The organism is Stenotrophomonas sp. Marseille-Q4652, from assembly GCF_916618915.1.
Taxonomy (GTDB): Bacteria; Pseudomonadota; Gammaproteobacteria; order Xanthomonadales; family Xanthomonadaceae; genus Stenotrophomonas.
On sequence record NZ_CAKAKE010000001.1, the window covers coordinates 995,212 to 1,015,633 of the forward strand.

General features: G+C 68.1%; 21 protein-coding genes. 16 read left to right on the forward strand and 5 right to left on the reverse strand.

What is annotated here, in order from left to right:
- Window positions 1–88 precede the first annotated feature (88 nt).
- From LG380_RS04580 to LG380_RS04605, 6 genes are all read left to right on the forward strand, one after another.
- Window positions 89–559 (forward strand): hypothetical protein, encoded by a 471-nt coding sequence (locus LG380_RS04580; RefSeq protein WP_225763800.1) that lies wholly within the window; start codon window positions 89–91, stop codon window positions 557–559.
- Window positions 549–1,019: an NUDIX hydrolase gene (locus tag LG380_RS04585; protein WP_225763801.1), complete on the forward strand. Its 471-nt coding sequence runs from the start codon at window positions 549–551 to the stop codon at window positions 1,017–1,019. Before LG380_RS04580 ends, LG380_RS04585 begins: the two co-directional genes overlap by 11 nt.
- Complete coding sequence (mnmA, locus tag LG380_RS04590; protein WP_225763802.1) at window positions 1,016–2,149, forward strand: tRNA 2-thiouridine(34) synthase MnmA; 1,134 nt, start codon at window positions 1,016–1,018, stop codon at window positions 2,147–2,149. Before LG380_RS04585 ends, mnmA begins: the two co-directional genes overlap by 4 nt.
- A complete protein-coding gene (gene hflD / locus LG380_RS04595; RefSeq protein ID WP_225763803.1) occupies window positions 2,149–2,763 on the forward strand; it encodes a high frequency lysogenization protein HflD in 615 nt (204 codons plus the stop codon). Before mnmA ends, hflD begins: the two co-directional genes overlap by 1 nt.
- A 136-nt stretch (window positions 2,764–2,899) precedes the next feature.
- Window positions 2,900–4,090, forward strand: coding sequence for a methyl-accepting chemotaxis protein (locus LG380_RS04600; protein WP_225763804.1), 1,191 nt, complete (start codon window positions 2,900–2,902; stop codon window positions 4,088–4,090).
- A 61-nt stretch (window positions 4,091–4,151) separates the two neighbouring features.
- The gene (locus LG380_RS04605; RefSeq protein ID WP_225763805.1) at window positions 4,152–4,463 is read left to right on the forward strand and encodes a hypothetical protein; all 312 of its coding nucleotides are present in this window, start codon (window positions 4,152–4,154) and stop codon (window positions 4,461–4,463) included.
- A 456-nt stretch (window positions 4,464–4,919) separates the two neighbouring features.
- Here LG380_RS04605 and LG380_RS04610 read toward each other — a convergent pair whose 3' ends face one another.
- On the reverse strand, window positions 4,920–7,379 hold the full coding sequence (locus tag LG380_RS04610; protein ID WP_225763806.1) for a bifunctional diguanylate cyclase/phosphodiesterase: 2,460 nt from the start codon (window positions 7,377–7,379) through the stop codon (window positions 4,920–4,922).
- Between the two features lie 124 nt (window positions 7,380–7,503).
- Here LG380_RS04610 and LG380_RS04615 point away from each other — a divergent pair, with 124 nt between their 5' ends.
- Both LG380_RS04615 and LG380_RS04620 read left to right on the forward strand, forming a co-directional pair.
- The gene (locus tag LG380_RS04615) at window positions 7,504–9,606 is read left to right on the forward strand and encodes a PAS domain-containing sensor histidine kinase (protein ID WP_225763807.1); all 2,103 of its coding nucleotides are present in this window, start codon (window positions 7,504–7,506) and stop codon (window positions 9,604–9,606) included.
- 3 nt (window positions 9,607–9,609) lie between these two features.
- The gene (locus LG380_RS04620) at window positions 9,610–11,334 is read left to right on the forward strand and encodes an EAL domain-containing protein (RefSeq protein ID WP_225763808.1); all 1,725 of its coding nucleotides are present in this window, start codon (window positions 9,610–9,612) and stop codon (window positions 11,332–11,334) included.
- 55 nt (window positions 11,335–11,389) lie between these two features.
- Here LG380_RS04620 and LG380_RS04625 read toward each other — a convergent pair whose 3' ends face one another.
- From LG380_RS04625 to flgA, 4 genes are all read right to left on the reverse strand, one after another.
- Window positions 11,390–12,619 carry an ATP-binding protein gene (locus LG380_RS04625; RefSeq protein WP_225763809.1) on the reverse strand — a complete coding sequence of 410 codons (1,230 nt, stop codon included), beginning with the start codon at window positions 12,617–12,619 and terminating at the stop codon, window positions 11,390–11,392.
- A gap of 76 nt (window positions 12,620–12,695) precedes the next feature.
- A complete protein-coding gene (locus LG380_RS04630; protein WP_225763810.1) occupies window positions 12,696–13,034 on the reverse strand; it encodes a flagellar protein FlgN in 339 nt (112 codons plus the stop codon).
- 8 nt (window positions 13,035–13,042) lie between these two features.
- The gene (gene flgM / locus LG380_RS04635) at window positions 13,043–13,345 is read right to left on the reverse strand and encodes a flagellar biosynthesis anti-sigma factor FlgM (protein WP_225763811.1); all 303 of its coding nucleotides are present in this window, start codon (window positions 13,343–13,345) and stop codon (window positions 13,043–13,045) included.
- Between the two features lie 68 nt (window positions 13,346–13,413).
- Window positions 13,414–14,061: a flagellar basal body P-ring formation chaperone FlgA gene (gene flgA, locus LG380_RS04640; protein ID WP_225763812.1), complete on the reverse strand. Its 648-nt coding sequence runs from the start codon at window positions 14,059–14,061 to the stop codon at window positions 13,414–13,416.
- Window positions 14,062–14,186: 125 nt separating this feature from the next.
- Here flgA and LG380_RS04645 point away from each other — a divergent pair, with 125 nt between their 5' ends.
- From LG380_RS04645 to flgH, 8 genes are all read left to right on the forward strand, one after another.
- Window positions 14,187–15,134: a chemotaxis protein gene (locus tag LG380_RS04645; RefSeq protein ID WP_225763813.1), complete on the forward strand. Its 948-nt coding sequence runs from the start codon at window positions 14,187–14,189 to the stop codon at window positions 15,132–15,134.
- 117 nt (window positions 15,135–15,251) lie between these two features.
- The gene (gene flgB / locus LG380_RS04650; protein ID WP_225763814.1) at window positions 15,252–15,647 is read left to right on the forward strand and encodes a flagellar basal body rod protein FlgB; all 396 of its coding nucleotides are present in this window, start codon (window positions 15,252–15,254) and stop codon (window positions 15,645–15,647) included.
- A gap of 13 nt (window positions 15,648–15,660) precedes the next feature.
- The gene (flgC, locus tag LG380_RS04655; RefSeq protein WP_225763815.1) at window positions 15,661–16,068 is read left to right on the forward strand and encodes a flagellar basal body rod protein FlgC; all 408 of its coding nucleotides are present in this window, start codon (window positions 15,661–15,663) and stop codon (window positions 16,066–16,068) included.
- Window positions 16,069–16,091: 23 nt separating this feature from the next.
- The gene (locus LG380_RS04660) at window positions 16,092–16,775 is read left to right on the forward strand and encodes a flagellar hook capping FlgD N-terminal domain-containing protein (RefSeq protein ID WP_225763816.1); all 684 of its coding nucleotides are present in this window, start codon (window positions 16,092–16,094) and stop codon (window positions 16,773–16,775) included.
- Between the two features lie 32 nt (window positions 16,776–16,807).
- Window positions 16,808–18,031 carry a flagellar hook protein FlgE gene (gene flgE / locus LG380_RS04665; protein WP_225763817.1) on the forward strand — a complete coding sequence of 408 codons (1,224 nt, stop codon included), beginning with the start codon at window positions 16,808–16,810 and terminating at the stop codon, window positions 18,029–18,031.
- 34 nt (window positions 18,032–18,065) lie between these two features.
- Window positions 18,066–18,815 (forward strand): flagellar basal body rod protein FlgF, encoded by a 750-nt coding sequence (locus tag LG380_RS04670; RefSeq protein ID WP_225763818.1) that lies wholly within the window; start codon window positions 18,066–18,068, stop codon window positions 18,813–18,815.
- A gap of 101 nt (window positions 18,816–18,916) precedes the next feature.
- On the forward strand, window positions 18,917–19,702 hold the full coding sequence (gene flgG, locus LG380_RS04675; RefSeq protein WP_225763819.1) for a flagellar basal-body rod protein FlgG: 786 nt from the start codon (window positions 18,917–18,919) through the stop codon (window positions 19,700–19,702).
- Window positions 19,703–19,724: 22 nt separating this feature from the next.
- Window positions 19,725–20,417 carry a flagellar basal body L-ring protein FlgH gene (gene flgH, locus LG380_RS04680; protein WP_225763820.1) on the forward strand — a complete coding sequence of 231 codons (693 nt, stop codon included), beginning with the start codon at window positions 19,725–19,727 and terminating at the stop codon, window positions 20,415–20,417.
- Window positions 20,418–20,422 lie beyond the last annotated feature (5 nt).

The window sequence follows — 20,422 nt, forward strand, 5'->3', positions numbered from 1 at the left end:
CGCAATTATACGGGGGCACCTGTCCGCATTGGACGACCATGCTGCCCGACCGGCACAATTCCCGGGATTTCTGCTCCCCGGAAGAACCATGACCAAGAAGACCGTGCTCGCCGCACTGGCTGCCTGCCTGATTTCCGCCACGGCCGTGGCGGCCACGCCTGACCGCGCGGTGGGGCGCCTGCTGGACTCGCTGGATTTCCCTTACGAGGTGGACGAGGACGGCGACTACAAGATGGTCTTCGATGCCGGGGATGATCGTACCCAGCTGGTGTTCGTGCGCTCGTCGGTCGAGAAGTTCGGCAGCCACCATGTCCGCGAGATCTGGTCCCCGGCCTACCGCTCGGCCACCAGCTCCCTGCCGGTGGGCGTGGCCAACCGGCTGCTGGAGGACTCCAACGATGCCAAGCTTGGCGGTTGGGTGCGCCAGCAGGGCACGGCGATGTTCGTGGTCAAGATCGATGCCGACGCCCCGGCCACCGCGCTGGGTGAAGCGATCGAGGCGGCCATCCGCAGCGCCGACGCCATGGAAGAGGAACTGACGGGGCGCGATGAATTCTGATACCGCCGATTCGCGGGCGCGCTGGATGCCCCACGTCACCGTGGCCACCGTGGTGGTACGTGACGGGCAACTGCTGCTGGTCGAGGAGGCCATCGAAGGGCGTCTGGTGCTGAACCAGCCGGCCGGCCACCTGGAAGCCGGCGAGAGCCTGCAGCAGGCGGCCGTGCGCGAGACCCTGGAGGAAACGGGCTGGAAGGTCCGGCTGCAGTCCTTCATCGGTGCCTACCAGTGGACCGCGCCTGACGGCACGCCATTCCTGCGTTTTGCCTTTGCCGCCGAGCCGGTCTCGCATGACCCCGCCCCGCCCTTGGACGAAGGCATCGTGCGTGCCGTGTGGATGACTCCTGCCGAAGTGGCTGGCGCCGGCGAGCGGCTGCGCAGCCCGCTGGTATGGCAGGTGGTGGACGACTGGCTGGGTGGCCAGCGCCATCCGCTGGAACTGCTGCGGTGGGTGCCATGAGCGCGCCGCGGATCGTGGTGGGGGTCTCCGGCGGCGTGGATTCGTCCGTGGCCGCCCTGCGCCTGGTACAGCAGGGCGAACCGGTCGCCGGGCTGTTCATGCAGAACTGGGCCGACGACGGCAGCGGTGAATGCCGCGCCGAGGAGGACCGCCGCGACGCCGTGGCGGTGTGCGGCAAGCTCGGCATCCCGTTCCATTTCCGCGATTTCTCCAGCGAATACTGGGCAGGCGTGTTCGAGCACTTCCTGGCCGAATATGCCGCCGGCCGCACGCCCAACCCGGATGTGCTGTGCAACCGCGAGGTCAAGTTCAAGCATTTCCTCGACGCCGCCCGCGAGCTCGGCGCCGAGCGCATCGCCACCGGCCATTACGCGCGGATCGATCAGCACGGTGGCCAGTGGCGGCTGCTGCGCGGAGCCGACCGCAGCAAGGACCAGAGCTATTTCCTGCACCAGCTCGGGCAGGAACAGCTGGCCGCGACCCTGTTCCCGATTGGTGAGCTGGAAAAGACCGACCTGCGCCGCATTGCCCGTGAAGCCGGCCTGCCCACCCACGCCAAGAAGGATTCCACCGGGATCTGCTTCATTGGCGAGCGCGATTTCCGCCAGTTCCTGGGCCACTACCTGCCGGCCCGCGAGGGCGAGATCCGCGATCCGCAGGACCGTCCCATCGCCCGCCACCCGGGGGTCTTCTACTTCACCCTGGGCCAGCGCGAGGGCCTGAACATCGGCGGCGTGCGCGGCCGTCCAGCCGCCCCGTGGTACGTGGTTGGCAAGGACGTGGCCAACAACATCCTGTACGTGGACCAGGACCATGACAGTCCGTGGCTGCAGTCCGCCCGCCTGCTCACCGAGGACGCCCACTGGGTGGCAGGCTCGGCCCCGGGCCGGGTGTTCGAGTGCACCGCCCAGACCCGCTACCGCCAGCCCGACGAGCCCTGTACGGTCACGGTGCAGGACGACGGTCGCCTGTCGGTGCGCTTCGACCGCCCGCAGCGGGCCGTCACCCCCGGCCAGTCGCTGGTGCTGTATGACGGCCAGTCCTGCCTGGGCGGCGCAGTGATCGCCAGTACCGATGCCCCGCTGGAACGCCGGCTGGGCAATCCCTTTTCCTCCCTAGAGACGACCTGATGAGCTTTTCCCTCGACGACCGCGTACTGGCACTGGCAGGCATCGCCCAGGCGTTGCAGCAGGTGCGGCGCATCGCCGAAACCGGCCACTCCGAGGCGTCGGTGGTGCGCACGGCCATGGACAGCGTGTTCCGGATCGACGCCGAGTCGCCGGCGGCGGTTTATGGCGGGAAGGCCAGCCTGGCCCCGGGCCTGAAGGTGCTGCAGGGCTACTTCAACAACCAGAACCGCGATGACGCCCTGCCCCGCCTGGCCCTGGCGGTGCTGCAGCTGGAGCGCCGCTTCGTCAGGGAAGGCACAACGGTGGACAAGGTCCACGCCGGCATCCTGCGCGCGGCCAGCCAGGCCGCGGAGCTGGGCGACAGCGCCCATCCGGACGTGCTGACGGCACTGGGCGGCCTGTACGCCGACACCATCAGCCAGCTGCGGCCCCGGGTGATGGTCCAGGGCAACCCGCATTACCTGGGCCAGGCCGGCGTGGTCGCCGAGATCCGCGCCCTGCTGCTGGCGGCGGTACGGTCGGCGGTGCTGTGGCGCCAGCTGGGCGGCAATTACTGGGATTTCCTGTTCTCCAAGCGCGGCATGGTCGAGGCGATCGAGCGCAACCTGCGCTGATCCACCAACGCAGGACCGGCTGGGCGTGCGGCCGGTTCTTCGACGAAGGTCGTGGTCCGGCGTGATTGCGTGTTGCCGGGCTAAAGACACGGGGGGTACGGCCGATACAAGCACCGTGACTCTCCCGAGAACATCCATGTACTCACGCATTGCTATCCGTCTCGCGGCCCCCATGGCCATGACCCTGCTGGTCCTCCTCGCGTTCGGGTTCGACTGGCCCGCTGCGGCACGCTGGGCCATCCTGACCACGATGACGCTGAGCTGGCTCGTCTTCGCCTTCTGGAGCGTGCGCAGCCAGGCGCAGCGCTCGCCCGAACAGGCCAAGATCCTGCGTGAGCAGGACCAGCTGCTCAACGAGCTGCGCAGCTTCGTCGGCAACGAAATCGACGGGTCGCGCAGCGAGATCGAGCGCGCCCGCGAACTGATCCGACAGGCTGTGGCCGGCCTCGGCGGTAGCTTCGAGGCGATGAACCGCAAGTCGCGCCAGCAGAGCCAGGCGCTGGCCCGCATCGTCGACCGCGCCGGTGAAGACGGTGGCGCCGGCGTCGACGTGGCCCGCTTTGCCCAGCACGCCAGCCACCGCATGGAACAGCTGGTGGAAGCGCTGGAGCAGGTCGCCGGCCAGAGCACGACCACGGTCCAGCACATCGACCAGATGGCCCAGCACCTGGACGGCATCTTCGCCCTGCTGGAAGACGTGAAGTCGATTGCCGACCAGACCAACCTGCTGGCGCTCAACGCCGCCATCGAGGCCGCGCGTGCCGGTGAGGCCGGTCGAGGCTTCGCGGTGGTCGCTGACGAGGTGCGCAACCTGTCCGAGCGTTCAACCACCTTCAACGAGCAGATCCGCAAGCTCGCCCACAGCTCCAAGGACGCCATCGCCAAGGTCCGCGAGACCGTCTCGCACATGGCCTCCCGCGACATGGACCGCTCCCGCGAGGCGCGCCAGGAAGCGGCGGCGATGCTGGAGAACGTGGCCGCGATCAACAACTCGCTGGGTGAGGGCATGCGCGAGATCTCCGAGTGCGGTCGTGCCATCGACAGCAGCGTCGCCGAGGCCGTGCGTGCCCTGCAGTTCGAGGACATCGCGACCCAGGCGCTGGGCGGCGTGCATACCCACCTGGACCGCCTGAACGAGATCAACCGCGAGGCCGTGGCCCTGCAGGAACTCCTGCACCGCAACGGCGGCGTGTTCGACGCCGAGCTGGCCAGCGCCCTGCAGCGCACCGGCAACCGCCTGCGCGAAATGCGGGCCGAATGGGAGCGTCCGCCGCACAAGCCGGTCAGCCAGCAGAGCATGGGCGCCGGCACCGTGGAACTGTTCTGATCCACGCCCTTACGATCCAGACCAACCCCGGCCTCGGCCGGGGTTTTTGGCGTTGAGCGACATGATCGACACCTCCCTTTCCGCCCCCGTCCATGACCACACCGGCGCTTCCGAGGCAGCCGCAGTCCACGCCGACGCCAGCGTCATGGCGGAAGCCGGCATGGATGCTTCGGGCGTGGCAACCCGCCGGCTGGCAGCCACCAGCCTGCTGCAGCGCCTGGAAACGCTGGCCCGGACGGAGCTGGAGCGGCTTGCCGCCGGCACCCAGGCCGGGCCCACGCTGGTCGATCCCCTGCTGGCCGGGCTGTACTGGGACATGGGACTGGACGGACGGCAGGCGCTGGAAGCGGACGGTTACGCAGACCGCGGCTGAAGCTCTGCACCGGACCGGAACGGTTCCGGCTGTGCACCACCAGCTCATGCAAGCGCCCGGCTCCAGGCAAGCCGTCTAACACCCTGCCAGCCTGCGACCGCCCTTGGTCGGAACTGCCGCCCGGCCGCCCCAAGCGCTACCCGGAAAAGACAAGGGCCCCGACCGGGGCCCTTCTCAACTTCGCTTTCGTGACTTGATCAGCCAGCTCAGAACCTCTACTGCCGGCTCGAAGGAATTCCTCCCGACCTGATCCCTTCAACCACCTCATTGGCCACAAAGTCCACGAGGGATCTGTTGTCGTTCGTCACGCCTGCTCCTGTATCCGGGTGATGCTCTCCAGAGCATAGCGGCTGATCGCTCATTTCCCGGAGGCAGGAAATTGCCGGATGACACGGGCCCTGCGAAGCAGAACGCCGCCCCATCGGGCGGCGTTGCATCAGGCGGATCCGGTTCGAATCAGCACACCGCGATTAGCGGTGCCCCGCCCTGTTCCAGCCGTAATGCCTCCTCCTGCTGTCGGGCGCGCAGCCACATCGCCAGTTCGCGGGGGGGCAGCGGGCGCGAATGCAGGTAGCCCTGCACCTCGTCGCAGCCCTGCCGGTCGAGCATCGCCTGCTCCTGGATCGTTTCCACGCCCTCGGCGACCACGTGCATGCCCAGGGCATGGCCGAGGTGGACGATGGCCTGGGTGACCTCGGCCGTGCCCACGTCCTCCAGCATGTCCTTGACGAAGCTGCGGTCGATCTTCAGGCGCTGCACCGGGAAGCGGTTGAGGTAATGCAGGTTGGAGAAGCCGGTGCCGAAATCATCCACCGCCAGCAGGATGCCGTTGCGCTGGAAGGTGTCGAAGCATTCGCGCAGCTCGGCGGTATCGCGGATCAGTGCCGACTCGGTCAGCTCCAGCTCCAGCCGCTCCGGCGGCAGGCCCTGGCGCCGGCAGATCTCCACCACACGGTCGGCAAACCCGGGGTCGCGAAGCTGCACGGCCGATACGTTCACCGCGATACGGTCGAACTGCAGGCCAGCCTGCGCCCAGGCGGCCGCCTGACGGCAGGCCTCGTTGATGACCCAGTCGCCGATGCGGACGATCTCGCCGCACTTCTCGGCCACGGGAATGAACTCGGCCGGGCTGTAGTCGCCCTGGCCCGGCCGGTGCCAGCGCAGCAGCGCCTCGATTGCCGGCGGGCGCTGGTCGCTGATGCTTACCAGCGGCTGGTAGGCGAGCATGAATTCCTCGCGCTCCAGCGCCCCGTGCAGCGCGTGCTCGATCTCCAGCAGGCGCTGGATGCGGTCCAGCGCGTCGGCGCAATAGAACTGGTACGTGTTGCGGCCGGCCTCCTTGGCCGCACGCATGGCCGAATCGGCCGCAAGAAGCAGGGATTCGAATTCATCGCGCCCGGGCTCGAGCATCGCGATGCCGACGCTGGCGCCGACCTTGAGCGGCACGTCGTCGCGGTACAGCGGCTCGCCCAGCGAGGCGATCAGCTTGCGCGCGACATGACCGGCGTCCTCCGGGGCGGCCAGTTCGCGCAGCAGTACCAGGAACTCGTCGCCATTGAAGCGACCGAACAGGTCGTTGTTGCGCAGGCTCTGGTGCAGGCGCGAGGCCGCGGCCTTGAGCAGCATGTCGCCGGTGGCGTGGCCGAAGGTGTCGTTGATGCTCTTGAAACCATCCAGTCCGATGAACAGCATGGCCAGCGTGGTGCCGCGCTCGCGCGCTTCGGCCAGCGCGGCGATGGCCTGTTCGCGCAGCATGTCGCGGTTGGGCAGCCCGGTGACCAGGTCGTAATGCGCGAGCAGGTCGATGCGCTCGTAGGCCTCGCGCTCGCGGGTGATGTCGCGGAACAGAATCACGAAGCGTTCGGGCAGGCCATCACGCTGGTCCAGCTCGATCAACACCTGCACCCAGACGCGCTCGCCCGAGGGCCGGTAGAAGCACAGGTCCAGCTGTTCGGGCAGGCCGCCGGCAGCGATGCGCTCGAGCGCGGCTTCCAGCGCGCTGCGCGAATCGGGGGTGTACAGGGCCAGGGCCTGCTCGAGCGTGGTCGGATCCTTGGGCAGGCCGTGGATGCGGTAACACTCCTCGGTCCACTGCATGGACCGCGTGCTGACCTCGATCTCCCAGCCGCCGATCTTGCCCAGTGCCGAGACGCGGTTGAGCAGTTCGGTGCGCCAGCGCACCAGCGCCTCGGTCTGGTGACGCACGCTCACGTTCTGGATCTGGCCGACCAGGCGGACCACCTGCCCGTCGGCATCCAGCAGGGGCTGCATCCACAGCTGCAGGTAGAGCGGGCTTGCGCTGCCCTGCAGGAGCTCGAGGTCCAGACTGCGGGCGTCACGCTCCTGCATGGCAAGGCGCCAGTTGGACAGCAACTGCCGGCGCGTCGGACGGGCCATACGCCGCAGCCAGTCGCGCGGCCCGCGGGCCAGGCCCGGCGGCAGACCCAGGGCCTCGAGCATCTGCGGCGAGCAGGCCAGCCGGCGCTGGGCCGGGTTCCAGCTCCAGCCCCCGAGCCCGGCGGTGCGCTGGGCCTGGGCAAGCAGCAACTGCCGCTCGCGGCAGGCCAGCGGATCGTCTTCCCCGTCGGCGACAACGCCCTGCGCCGCTTCGGCGGCGGCGGGGAGCGGCACGCTGCAGGTATAGGCCAGGACCTTGCCGTCCTCGTCCTGCACCGCACGCAGCCAGCCTTCGCACTGCGCGCCATCGCCCAGCGGCAGCGCACAGGCGACCATGCCGGCCGCGGCGGCCTGGGCGCGGGCGCCTTCCAGCAGTGCGGCGTAGGCGGCAAGGGTTGCAGGCAGGCCACGCGAGCGGGCCTGGGGATTGGCCGCCAGCGGGCGTCCGGCGCCGTCGAGGATGAGCAATGCCGAGTCCAGCGGTTGCTGAAGCAGACTTGCAATGACGCCTTGATCCACGAATAGCTCCTTGCCCGGGCACCGGGGTACGCAGGTGTTAACGGCCGGGCGGGGCATTAATTGAGAGCGGCCTCGATGGGTTCCCGCTAAGATGACCGGCGGGGATCCTTTCGCTACTGCTGACATGCCTCCAGCCCGTCCTTCCGTGCCTCCGTCGTCCTCGGGTTTCCGGTTTGCCCATACCCTGACCCGCGGCATGTGGAAGGTCGTGGTCCTGTACGGGGTGCTGGGCCTGCTCTGGATCGTGTTCAGCGACGGCCTGATCGCCAACCTGGCGCCGAACGTGGCCATCGCCACCCGGCTGCAGACCTACAAGGGCGCGTTGTTCGTCCTGCTCACCACCACCCTGCTGGTGGCCCTGCTGCGGCCGCTGATGCGGCACGTGGTGGAAACCCATGACAAGCTGTCCACCACCGCGGCCAATTACCGCCACATGTTCCACGGCAATGCCGGGCCGATGCTGGTCTATGACGTGGACACGCTGCGGATCCTGGACGTGAACTCGGCGGCGGTGGCCTTCTTCGGCTGGCCGCACGATGATTTCCTCCGGATGACGCTGGACCAGCTCCTGCCCGAGGACCAGCGCGAAGCGATGGGCCGGATCATGGACGAGGTGCGCAGCGACCCGGAACAGGCGCGCACCGTCAGCAGCTTGATGCATACGCACGATGGCCGGCGCCGGCTGATGGAGGTGCGCGGCAATGCCATCGACTACGGCGGCGCACGTGCCCGCCTGATCATCGCCATCGACCGCAGTGCCGAGGCCCAGGCCCAGGAACGCCGCGACCGCGCCCTGGCCCGCCTGGAAGAGGCACACGAGATCGCCCGCATCGGTGCCTGGGAACTGGATCCGGCCACCGGCCTGGGCATGTTTTCCGATCAGGTCTACACCCTGCTCGGCCGCCGCCCGCCGGCGGCGCCGACCTGGCAGCGCCCGGACGAGATCCTGCTGCCCTACGACGCCTCGACCGCCGCACAGACCACCCAGCTGATCGCCGACATGCGTTCCGGGCGCAACGTGCAGATCGACGTGCTGCTGCCGCTGCTGGCCGTGGACGGGCACATGGTCACCACCCACCTGCGGGCGGAAAGCGGCGTTGGCGAGGACGGCCAGCCGCGCATCCACGGCACCCTGCAGGACGTGACCGAACGCGAACAGTCGCGCCGCCTCCTGCGCGAGCGCGAGGAACAGTTCCGCGAACTGGTGCGGGTGATGCCCGACGGCGTGGTGATCCTGGCCGGCGGCCATGTCGCCTACGTCAATTCGGTGGGCGCCGCGCAGTTCGGCAGCAGTGGCCCTGCCCTGCTGGGCGAGCCCCTGTCGACCCTGGTCGACGAGGTCGACCTTGCGCGGGTGACCACCCACCTGGAGGCCGGCAGCATCCGTCGCGACGGCACCACGATCCCAGCGCGCATGCGCCGTGCCGACGGCAGCGTGTTCCATGCCAGCCTGGCCGATGGCGAGGTCCGCTATGGCGGCCGCGACTGCAAGCTGCTGATCGTGCGCGACCTCAGCGAGCCCGAGCGCATCCGCGACGCCCTGGAGACCAGCAACGGCGAGCTGCAGGCCATGGCCCGGCGGCTGTTCTCGCTGCAGGAGGACGAGCGCAGGGCGATCTCGCGCGACCTGCACGACGACATCGGCCAGGCGATCACCGCGATGAAGCTCTCCGCCCATGCCGCGCTGGACGAGCCGGAGGCCAGCCGCCGCAACGAGGACCTGCAGCAGATCGTGTCGCTGGCCGACACCACCATCACCAAGCTGCGCAACCTGTCGATGCTGCTGCGCCCGCCCCAGCTCGACGCGCTGGGTCTGGAGGCCGCCCTGCGCTGGCAGGCCGGCATGCTGTTCCGGTCCGCGGCGGTGGAGCTGATCCCGGAAATCGAGACCCTGCCGCAGCGGCCGAGCGGCGAGATCGAGCAGGCCTGCTTCCGCATCGCCCAGGAGAGCCTGACCAACGTCCTGCGCCACGCCAGTGCCGGCCAGGTGCGGCTGCACCTGGAGGACGAAGACGGCCAGTACCTGCGGCTGCGGGTGAGCGATGACGGTGACGGCTTCGATCCGGAAGGGCCGCGCGGCCTGGGCCTGATCGTGATGCGCGAACGCGCGCAGACCGCCGGCGGCACCCTGCAGATCACCTCATCTCCCGGCGCCGGCACGCTTGTGGACCTGCGCCTGCCTTACCGGCTGGCGCCCGCGCCGGCCGACGAAAGCACGGAATCCTGATCGATGTGGACCCCTGGACTATCCCCGGAACACGGCGAGCAGGCACTGCTGCGGCTGGGTTCGGGCAATGCCGAACTGCATGCCATGGTGGAGCAGGCCGCGCGTGGCGGCGCCCCGCTGATGCTGCTGCACGTGGACATCGACCACTTCGCCTCGGTCAACGAGAACATGAGTGCCGAGGTCGGTGACCAGGCCCTGGTGCTGATCGCCCAGCGACTGCGCCGGCACCTGCCCGAACAGGCGCGACTGTGGCGCCACGGCAGCGACGAATTCCTGGTCGCGGTGCCGCGCGTGCCGGGCACCGCGCTGCCGGAGGATTTCGCCGAGGAGATCCGCCAGCAGCTGGAACTGCCGCTGGCCGTACTGCCCTACACCCTGTTCCTGACCGGCAAGGTCGGCGTCAGCCTGTGCCCGGAACATGGCACCGAGCTCACCCGGCTGCTCGACCATGCCGAGGCCGCGGTCTACCAGGCCGGCCGCGAGGGTGGCAACACGGTGCGCCTGCACGCCAGGGACACCCCGGCCAACCCGCACAGCGAAAGCATCATTTCCCGCCAGATCGTCGATGCCATCCCCAACGGCGAGCTGCGCCTGCGCTACCAGCCGCTGGTCAGTGCCCGCGACGGGCACGTGGTCGGCATGGAGGCGCTGCTGCGCTGGCAGTCGCCGACGCTGGGCCTGCTGGTGCCCGAGCGTTTCATGCGCACTGCCGAGCGGCTGGGCGTGATCGTGCAGATCGGCCACTGGGTACTGGACAGGGCCCTGCAGCAGGCCCGCCAGTGGCGCGACCAGGGCTTCGATGACTTCTCCATCGCGGTCAACGTGTCGACGCTGCAGCTGCTGCGGCCCAACTTCTTCGCCGAGGTGATGACCGCGCTGCAGGCCTCCGGCGTGCCGCCGCGGATGCTGACGCTGGAAATCAACGAAAGCGCGCTGACCAACAACGTCAACTTCGTCTACGAGACCCTGGCCAACCTGCGCAACGAAGGCATCAGCCTGAGCCTGGACAACTTCGGCACCGGCGATTCCAGCCTCAGCGCGCTGGTCCGCTATCCGGTGGACAAGCTCAAGATCGACCGCAGCTTCATCAAGAGCGCGCCGGTGGGCAACCGCGAGGCCGCCATCGCCCGCGCCATCATCGCCATGGGGCACCAGTTGGGCATGACCGTGATCGCCAACGGCGTGGAGTCACAGGCCCAGCTGGGCTTCCTGCGGCGCAACGACTGCGACGTGTTCCAGGGCTACCTGTTCGGCGAGCCGATGAGCGCCGATGCCGCCGGCCTGACCCTGCGCCGGCGCTACCTGCGCCCGGAGGCCTTCGCCGAGACCCGTCCGGACCGTACCCTGCTGCTGCTGGACGACGAGGAGAACGTGCTGCGTTCGCTGGTGCGCCTGTTCCGTCGCGACGGCTACCGCATCCTGGCCGCCGGCAACGTCCGCGACGCCTTCGACCTGCTGGCGATCAACGACGTGCAGGTGATCCTGTCCGACCAGCGCATGAGCGACATGAGCGGCACCGAGTTCCTGGGCCGGGTGAAGATGCTCTACCCGGACACGATCCGCCTGGTGCTGTCCGGATACACCGACCTCAACACGGTGACCGACGCGATCAACCGCGGCGCGATCTACCGCTTCCTGACCAAGCCCTGGAACGACGACGAGCTGCGCGAGCACATCCGCCAGGCCTTCCGCACCCACGACGAGAAGCGCCGCGGCGGCGAGAGCTGAACCCCGGCGGGCGGTGCCGGTGTACCGGCCCGCCGCGTTGTCTTTCCGGCCGGGCTCAGTGGGTCTTGGGCTGGCGGATCGGCAGGATGATGCGGAAGCGCGAGCCCTCGCCCGGGGCGCTGTCCAGCTCGATCCGCCCGTGGTGCTTGTTGATGATGCCGTAGGAGATCGACAGGCCCAGGCCGGTACCGCTGCCGACCGGCTTGGTGGTGAAGAACGGATCGAAGATGCGCTGGCGCAGCTCCGGCGAAATGCCCGAGCCGGTATCGGCGAACTCCACCCACACGCAGTCGCCATCGACGCCGGTGCTGACGGTGATGGTGCCGCGCTCGGCAATGGCCTGGCCGGCGTTGAGCAGCATGTTCATGTACACCTGGTTCAACTCCGAGGGCAGGCACTCGATCATCGGCAGCTCGCCGTAGTGGCGCTCCAGCGTGACCTTGTACTTGAGCTCGTTCCAGATGATGTTGATGGTCGACTCCAGTCCGGCGTGCAGGTCCACCAGCTTCCACGACTCGGAGCGGTCGGAGTAGGAGAAGTCCTTCAGGTCGCGCACGATCCGGGTGACCCGCTCGATGCCCTCGCGCGACTCGGCCATCAGCTGCGGCAGGTCGCGGCTGATGAAATCGATGTCGAAACGCTGGCGGATGTCGTCGATCTCGGGGATCAGCGCCTTCGGATCGGGCGCGCGCAGGGCGCGTTCGTAGGCCTCGATCACGGTGAACAGGCTGCGCAGGTATTCCTGCAGGCTGCCCAGGTTGGAGTGCACGTAGCCGATCGGGTTGTTGATCTCGTGGGCGACACCGGCAGCCAGCTGGCCGATGGAGGCCATCTTTTCCGACTGCAGCAGTTTTTCCTGGGTGCCGTTGAGGCGCTGGTAGGCCTCGCGCAGCTCGGCCTGGCGCTTCTGCAGCTCTTCCTCGTAGCCCTGCCCCTCGATGTTGAGGAACATCGCCAGGTAGTAGCTCTCCTCGCCCTGGGCCTGGTGGTAGACGTGGGTGATGAGCATGCGTTCACCCACCGGCAGGGTGCCGCTCCAGTCGCCATTGGCACGGGCCAGCGACAGCACGTGTGGCGGCAGCAGGCGCATCAGGTGGCGGGCGTAACCGCCGGCACCGGGGTCGTCGACGGTGCCGAACAGGCTGCGGACCACGGCATTGGCCAGGACTTCCCGGCCGTCGGCCTGGAACATCAGCATGCCTTCGCGCATGCGTTCGGCCAGGGCGAGGATGGTCTGGGTGCTGGGCAGGGAGCCGGAGGAGGCCGGCGGATTGGAAGCGGTCACGGTGCGGGATGGGCAGCACGAGGGCGCCCAATATACCCGCAGCCGGTGCCGGGTGGCCGCGCGGGGCGGCCGTGAATCAGGCGACGGCGAGCGGACGCCGGGTATGCAGCAGGTGCGACTGGCCCTTGGCGTCATAGGCCGAGGAGCTCTCGCTGCGGCCCAGCTGCTGGAGGGCCCAGTTGACCTCGCGGCGGCGGCGCGACAGCAGGACGCCGTTGGCGCGGTTGCGCTCGGCCAGTTCCTGCAGCATCGCCAGGTTGTCGACCGGCGGGCTGGCTTCCAGCGAACGCAGGGCGTCGAGCTTGTCGCCCGTGGCCTTGATCAGGGCCTGCACGTCATGCTCGATCAGGGCCTGGCGCTCACCATCCAGGGCGTTGCTCAGTCGCTGCAGCGGCTCGTTCATGGCAGTGCTCATGGTGCTGCTCAACCGGCCAGCAGCTCGTCCAGCCCAAGCATGCGGCTGGCGATGACGTCGGGATTGATGCGGTAGGTGCCGTTTTCCAGGGCCTCGCGCACGGCCTGCACGCGGCTTTCGTCGATGGCCGGGGCCGCGGACAGTTCGCGCTGCATTGCCTGCAGGGTCGAGGCCTCGTCGGTCAGGCGCAGGCTGTCGCCAGCCTGGATGGCCTGGGCACGCGGCTCGCCGACCGGCGCTGCCTTGGTGCTGGTGGCCACGCTGCGCAGCTGGGGTGCTGCCGGGATGCCGCCGTCGATTTTCTGGCTCATGGAAGTATTTCCTGAATCGGTTCGCTAAGGGTAACGGCTTCTGGGGCGGGATCTTTAGGGGAAATTGATCAGCGCGAGACGAGGATCTCGCCGCTGGCGCCAACGATTCCCTGGACGATCTTGCGGGAGGACAGGTTTTCGACGCTGACGCGGTCATTGACCCCGCCATCGCCCATCGCCCGCCCGGCAATACGGACTTCGACTCCGCCGCGGCGCGAGACCAGCTCCACCGCGTCGCCGCGGCGGACCAGCCGCGGCGCGACCAGGTCGTTGGCCGACAGCAGGCTGCCGGCCTGCAGGGTCCGCCGTGCCACCCGCCCCACCGCTGCGGCTGGATCAGCCAGGGCAGCGCCGGCAATGCGCGAGGCATCACGGGTGGCAGTGGTGATATCGGCGGGGGTGATGGTTTCTCCAGCGGCAATGCCGCGGCCCAGGATCAGCACCGTCTGCATGTGGCGGATCCTGACCGGCACGAACAGGCGCCAGCCGCTGGCCTGCGGGCAGCTCACCTCGACCGTGCTGTTGCCGGTTGCCTGGGCCAGCAGCGGCACCGGGCAGGCCGGCAGGCGCAGGGCGGCGTCGAGCACGGCCTCGCCTTCGGCACCGGACGGCAGCGTGGACAGGGCTGCGGCCCGGATCGAATCCACCGGCTGGAAGCCCGTGGCCGGAGCTGGAGAGGCCAGCAGCAGGCCCGCTATAAGAATGAGAAGACGCACCCGCGACTCCTGGATGGGAACTGGCCCGGATGATGCAAGGTGCGTGCCGTTGGCCGTCACGCTACGGCGCCGGGAAATTGCGAATGCCCCCTCAAGTACTGCCGGGAAGCGCCGATACAGGCTGCATGTCCCATGACCTGCTCAACCGCATCGACCAACGCACCCGGCTGGCCGGCCACAATCGTCTGGCCCTGCTGCTGTTCCGGCTGGGAGGACGCCAGCTTTTTGGCGTGAACGTGTTCAAGGTGCAGGAGGTGCTGCGTCGCCCGCCCCTGTTCCAGGTGCCCGGGCTGCCCGCGCAGTTCGCCGGCGTGGCCGATGTGCGCGGCCGCTCGGTGCCGGTACTGGACCTGGGCCTGGCGATTGGCCATCCGGAACGTGAACCGGACGCGGACACCGCCCCGGGCTACCTGGTGGTGACGGAATTCAACCGTTCCATCCAGGGCTTCCTGGTCAGCGGCGTGGAGCGCATCGTCAACATCGCGGTGGAAGACATCCATCCGCCGCCCGAGCTGGGCGCCGAATCCACCTACCTCACCGCGGTCACCCGCTTCCAGGGCGAGCTGATCCAGGTCATCGACGTGGAAAGCGTGCTGGCCGACATCGCCCAGGTGCGCAAGGACGTGGTGCTGGACGCCTCCATGGCCCTGCCGCTGGACGGCCCGCCGCTGCAGGTACTGGTGGTGGACGACTCGCGCGTCGCCCGCCAGCAGATCCGCAGCGTGCTCGACCAGCTGGGGGTGCAGGCCACCCTGCTCTCCGACGGCAAGCAGGCGCTGGACCACCTGCTGCAGATCCATGCCGGCGGCGAGAACCCGGCCGAGCGCTATGCCATGGTCATCTCCGACATCGAGATGCCGGCCATGGACGGCTACACCCTGACGACGGAAATCCGTCGACACCCCGGGCTGGCCGGCCTGTACGTGCTCTTGCACACCTCCCTGTCGGGCGTGTTCAACAACGCCATGGTCGAACGGGTGGGCGCCAACGCCTTCGTGCCCAAGTATTCGCCGCAGGAACTGGCCGACTTCGTGCTCGAACGCTTGCGCCACGTGGTCGCCGAAACCGCCTGACCCGGCCTGCGGCACCGCCGCTCCCCGGTCTCCCCATGACGCCCCGCTGACGCGGGGCGTCGTCGTTTCTGGCACAGGGCTTGCCTGTACCCCGGCATCGTTCCGTGGGAGTGCGCCATGCCCAACCTGATTTCCGACTACCTGGGGGTCCATGCCCAGGCCATGCCGTTGCGCGAGCAGCGCATGAAGATCATCGCCAGCAACCTGAGCAACGCCGACACCCCCGGCTACAAGGCCCAGGACCTGGACTTCGATGCCGCCCTGCGCCACGCCCAGGGGCAGGACGCCAACGGCCTGATGCAGACCACCCACGAGCAGCACTTCGCCATCAGTGGTGGGCTCAATCCGTTCCTGGTCACCAAGGACGGCGTGCAGCCGAGCCTGGACGGCAACACCGTCGACCCGGATGCCGAACGCGCGGCCTACGGTCGCGCCGCCCTGGAGTACCGCGCCTCGATGAGCTTCGTCGAATCCAAGGTGCGCTCGATGCTCACCGCCATCAGCGGCCAGTAACGGACCCTTCCCCATGAGCAACCTGCCGATCTTCGACATCGCCGGCTCCGCGCTGCAGGCGCAGTCCGTGCGCATGAGCACCATCGCCTCCAACCTGTCCAACGCCGATTCGCTGGCGGGGTCGCCGGAGGCGGTCTACAAGCCGCTGGAACCGATCTTCCAGGCCGTCACCAGCCGCCAGGATCCCAACATCACCTCGGTGCAGGTGAAGGAAATCCGCGAAAGCGAGGCGCCGCCGATCAAGCGCTACGAGCCGAACCACCCTCTGGCCGACGGCGACGGCTACGTCTACTCGGCCGACATCGATCCGGTCGCGCAGATGGTCAACCTGATCTCCACCTCGCGCAACTACCAGGCCGGCGTGGAAATGCTCAATACCGCCAAGGAACTGGCGCTGGCCACCCTCTCTATGGGTCGCTGACCCCCGTCCGGAACTGATCCCCCATGACCACCACGACCAACGTCGGCAACGCCGACATCTATTCCAGCCTCGGCCTGGCTGCGGCGACCAGCACGGGCGCCGCCAAGAAGAACGATGCGCTGGACCAGGCCGACTTCCTGCGCCTGATGACCACCCAGCTGCAGCAGCAGGACCCGCTCAAGCCGATGGACAACAGCCAGATGGTCGCGCAGATGGCGCAGCTGTCCACGGTGCAGGGCATCACCGACCTGAACACCACCGTGGCCGGCTTCCAGCAGCAGATGTCCAGCGACCAGATCCTGCGTGGCGCCGCCCTTGTCGGCCACGAGGTGCTGGTGCCCTCGTCCAAGTTCGCACTCGAGTCCGAGGGTGACGCCAGCGGCGTGGTGGCTGCACCGGCCGCCGGCATGGTCACCGTCGACATCACCGATGCCAACGGCACCGTGGTGCGCCAGATCAGCGTCGAGGCCAAGGCCGCCGGCGAGGTGGCGTTCGCGTGGGACGGCAAGGACGCAAACGGCAACCGCCTTGAGCCCGGCAGCTACGGCATCAAGGCCAACCACACCGCGACCAACGGCGACAGCGAGACCCTGAGCACCTACGTACAGGCCCCGGTGGAGAGCGTCACCGTCGGCTCGGACGGCCTCTTTCTCAACCTGAAGGGTCTGGGCACCGCCCCGATCGACTACGTGCTCCGCATCAGCTGAGCCGGCCCACCGGAATCAAACGAGGAATCCACATGAGCTTCAACATTTCCCTTTCCGGCATCAACGCTGCCAATTCGGCGCTGAACGTCACTTCGAACAACATCGCCAACGTCAACACCACCGGTTTCAAGGAATCGCGTGCCGAGTTCGCCGATGTGTTCAATTCCACCGGCTACGGGCTGTCCTCGACCGCGATCGGTTCGGGTGCGCGCCTGTCGACCGTCGCCCAGCAGTTCTCGCAGGGCAACATCGACAACACCGGCCGCAGCCTGGACCTGGCCGTAGCCGGCGAAGGCTTCTTCACCCTGTCGATGAACGGCGAGCGCGTGTACTCGCGCGCGGGCAATTTCCAGACCGATTCCAACGGCTACGTGGTCAACCCGCAGGGTGCCCGCCTGCAGGTGTTCTCGCCCAATGCCGACGGCACCGGCTTTGAAGCCGGCCAGTTGACCGACCTGCGCCTGCTGACCACCGACAGCGCGCCGCGCCCGACCAGCAACGTCGAGCTCGCCTTCACCCTGCCGGCCAATGCCGCCCAGCCGATCGTCACCCCGTTCGATCCGGCCGACTCAAAGAGCTACAACAACTCCACCGGCGGCGTCACCGTCTACGACTCGCTGGGCGTGAGCCACACCCAGACCTCGTACTTCGTGAAGACCGCCAATCCGAACGAGTGGCAGGTCTACAACTACGTCGACGGCGTCGGCGTCGGCACCCCGACCACGCTGCAGTTCTCCAACAATGGCGCCCTGGTGAGCCCGGCCAACGGCGAGATCCCGTTCGATCCTTTCACCCCGCTGACCGGCGCCGGCCAGCTGAGCATGACCCTGGACATCACCGGGTCCACCCAGTACGGCGAGAACTTCTCGCTGCGCAACACCGCCCAGGACGGCTATGCCTCGGGCAAGCTAAACGAGATCAGCATCTCCGAGGAAGGCGTGGTGTTCGCGCGCTATTCCAACGGCGTTGATACCGCGCTGGGCCAGGTCGCGCTGACCAGCTTCAACAACCCGCAGGGCCTGAAGAACCAGGGCAGCAACCTGTGGACCGAGACCTTTGCTTCGGGCAGCCCGCGCACTGGGGCCCCGGACAGTTCGGACTTCGGCCAGATCCAGGCCGGCGCACTGGAAGCCTCCACGGTCGACCTGACCCAGCAGCTGGTCAACATGATCACCGCGCAGCGCAACTTCCAGGCCAACGCGCAGATGCTCTCCACCCAGAACGAAGTCACCCAGGCCGTCATCAACATCCGTTGATGTCACCGGCTGACCTCCTTAACGGAACCCGCTGATGGACAAGGCTCTCTACGTTGCGATGACCGGCGCCCGCGCCTCCCTGCAGGCGCAGGGCACGGTCTCGCACAACCTGGCAAACGCCGACACCCCCGGCTTCAAGGAAGCACTGGCCAATACCGAGGCCTTCCGCATCCAGGGCCAGGGCTACCCCTCGCGCATCGACGCGCTGCACGTGGACGCCGGCTTCAACCGGCGCATGGGCGCGCAGCAGATCACCGGCAACGCGCTGGACCTGTCGCTGCGCGAAGGCAACTGGCTGGCCGTGCAGTCGGCGACCGGTCAAGAGGCCTACACCCGCGGGGCGGCACTGTCGCTCACCCCCAATGGCCAGCTGGTGACTTCCGGCGGCCATCCGGTGCTGGACGACAACGGCAACCCGATCGCCATCCCGCCCTACCAGGCGATGGAGATCGGCGGCGACGGCACGATCTCGATCATCCCGCAGGGCGAAGGCCCGCAGACGATGGCGATGGTCGCCCGCCTGCGCGTGGTCCAGGCGCCGAACGAGCAGCTCGAGCGTGGCCTCGATGGCCTGATGCGCAACACCGACCCGCAGCAGCCGTTTGCCCAGGCCGCCGGCAAGGCGCTGGACAGCGGCCAGCTGGAAGGCAGCAACGTCGATGCCGCCGGTGCGCTGGTGCAGATGATCCAGTTGCAGCGCCAGTTCGAGATGCAGGTGAAGGTCATCAAGCACGGCGACGAGAACGCGCGCAGCGCCAATTCCATGTTGCGGCTGAGCAACTGACGCCGACGACGTAAATCAGGCGCTGTTCTGGCACGCGCCATGCATCAGTACCGACAGGGGCCGCCGCTCGGCGGCCAGCATCACCAGCAGAGGATCTTTCGATGAATCAGGCTTTGTGGGTCGCCAAGACCGGACTGGATGCGCAGCAGACGCGCATGTCGGTCGTATCCAACAACCTGGCCAACACCAACACCACGGGCTTCAAGCGCGACCGTGCCAGTTTCGAGGACCTGCTGTACCAGCAGGTGCGCCAGCCCGGCGGCTCGACCTCGGCGCAGACGCAGCTGCCGACCGGCCTGCAGCTCGGCACCGGCGTGCGCGTGGTGTCCACCTCCAAGCACTTCGAGCAGGGCAGCCAGCAGCAGACCGGCCGCGCGCTCGACGTGATGGTCAACGGCCGCGGTTTCTTCGAAGTGATGATGCCCGACGGCACCTCGGCCTATACCCGCGACGGCAGTTTCCAGATCAACGCCCAGGGCGAGCTGGTCACCAACAGTGGCCACCCGGTGCAGCCGGGCATCCAGGTTCCGGAAGGCGCGCAGTCGGTGACCATCGGCAGCGACGGCACGATCAGCGTGCAGATGGCCGGTGAAGCGGCCTCGGTGGAGATCGGTTCGCTGACGCTGACCGACTTCATCAACCCGGCCGGCCTGCAGGCCCGCGGCGAGAACCTGTTCGTCGAGACCACCGCTTCCGGTCCCGCCCAGAACGGCACTCCGGGCCTGAACGGCCTTGGCAGCGTGGTCCAGGGGGCACTGGAAGGCTCCAACGTCAACGTGGTCGAGGAACTGGTTTCGATGATCGAAACCCAGCGCGCCTACGAGATGAACGCCAAGGCCATCTCCACCACCGACTCGATGTTGGGCTACCTCAACAACAACGTCTGATCCCGCCTTTCCGGATAGCGCCATGAACCGTCTTCCTTCCGTCGCCCGCCTGGCTGTCGCCCTGTCCGCAACCGCGCTGCTGGGTGGCTGCGTGATCGCCGGCGACGTGCGTCCGTATCCGGCGATGGCGCCGGTCACCCCGGTCGTCGCGCCGTCGGCGCCGGCCACCGCCGGCGCGATCTACGCCGCCGGGCCCGGCCTGAACCTGTACGGCGACCGCCGTGCGCGTGACGTCGGCGACCTGCTGACCATCAACCTGGTCGAGAACACTACCGCCAGCACTACCGCCAGCACCAAGATCAGCAAGGAGTCGGAAGTCAGCATCGGCACCCCGACGCTGTTCGGTGCCCCGGTCACCCTCGGTGGCAAGGACATCCTCAGCGCCTCGGCCGGCGGCGACCGCGACTTCAACGGCAGCGGCAACAGCGCCCAGAGCAACCGCCTGGTCGGCAGCGTCACCGTTACCGTGATCCAGCGCCTGCCCAACGGCAACCTGGTGGTCCAGGGGCAGAAGAACCTGCGCCTGAACCAGGGCGACGAACTGGTCCAGGTGCAGGGCATCGTCCGCGCCGCGGACATCTCTGTGGACAACACCATCCCGTCCAGCAAGGTCGCCGACGCCCAAATCGTCTACGGCGGCCGTGGCGCGGTGGCCCAGTCCAACGCCATGGGCTGGCTGGGCCGCTTCTTCACCTCGGCGCTGGCGCCGTTCTGAGCATC

Bases quoted from the DNA above. Each gene is read 5' to 3' on its own strand.
- LG380_RS04580 (WP_225763800.1), top strand. From the start codon at position 89: ATGACCAAGAAGACCGTGCTCGCCGCACTGGCTGCCTGCCTGATTTCC.
- LG380_RS04630 (WP_225763810.1), bottom strand. From the start codon at position 13,034: ATGAGCACTGCCATGAACGAGCCGCTGCAGCGACTGAGCAACGCCCTG.
- flgE (WP_225763817.1), top strand. From the start codon at position 16,808: ATGAGCTTCAACATTTCCCTTTCCGGCATCAACGCTGCCAATTCGGCG.
- flgG (WP_225763819.1), top strand. From the start codon at position 18,917: ATGAATCAGGCTTTGTGGGTCGCCAAGACCGGACTGGATGCGCAGCAG.
- flgB (WP_225763814.1), top strand. From the start codon at position 15,252: ATGCCCAACCTGATTTCCGACTACCTGGGGGTCCATGCCCAGGCCATG.
- LG380_RS04585 (WP_225763801.1), top strand. From the start codon at position 549: ATGAATTCTGATACCGCCGATTCGCGGGCGCGCTGGATGCCCCACGTC.
- LG380_RS04600 (WP_225763804.1), top strand. From the start codon at position 2,900: ATGTACTCACGCATTGCTATCCGTCTCGCGGCCCCCATGGCCATGACC.
- LG380_RS04660 (WP_225763816.1), top strand. From the start codon at position 16,092: ATGACCACCACGACCAACGTCGGCAACGCCGACATCTATTCCAGCCTC.
- hflD (WP_225763803.1), top strand. From the start codon at position 2,149: ATGAGCTTTTCCCTCGACGACCGCGTACTGGCACTGGCAGGCATCGCC.
- mnmA (WP_225763802.1), top strand. From the start codon at position 1,016: ATGAGCGCGCCGCGGATCGTGGTGGGGGTCTCCGGCGGCGTGGATTCG.
- LG380_RS04620 (WP_225763808.1), top strand. From the start codon at position 9,610: ATGTGGACCCCTGGACTATCCCCGGAACACGGCGAGCAGGCACTGCTG.
- flgM (WP_225763811.1), bottom strand. From the start codon at position 13,345: ATGAGCCAGAAAATCGACGGCGGCATCCCGGCAGCACCCCAGCTGCGC.
- LG380_RS04605 (WP_225763805.1), top strand. From the start codon at position 4,152: ATGATCGACACCTCCCTTTCCGCCCCCGTCCATGACCACACCGGCGCT.
- LG380_RS04645 (WP_225763813.1), top strand. From the start codon at position 14,187: ATGTCCCATGACCTGCTCAACCGCATCGACCAACGCACCCGGCTGGCC.
- LG380_RS04670 (WP_225763818.1), top strand. From the start codon at position 18,066: ATGGACAAGGCTCTCTACGTTGCGATGACCGGCGCCCGCGCCTCCCTG.
- flgC (WP_225763815.1), top strand. From the start codon at position 15,661: ATGAGCAACCTGCCGATCTTCGACATCGCCGGCTCCGCGCTGCAGGCG.
- flgH (WP_225763820.1), top strand. From the start codon at position 19,725: ATGAACCGTCTTCCTTCCGTCGCCCGCCTGGCTGTCGCCCTGTCCGCA.
- LG380_RS04615 (WP_225763807.1), top strand. From the start codon at position 7,504: ATGCCTCCAGCCCGTCCTTCCGTGCCTCCGTCGTCCTCGGGTTTCCGG.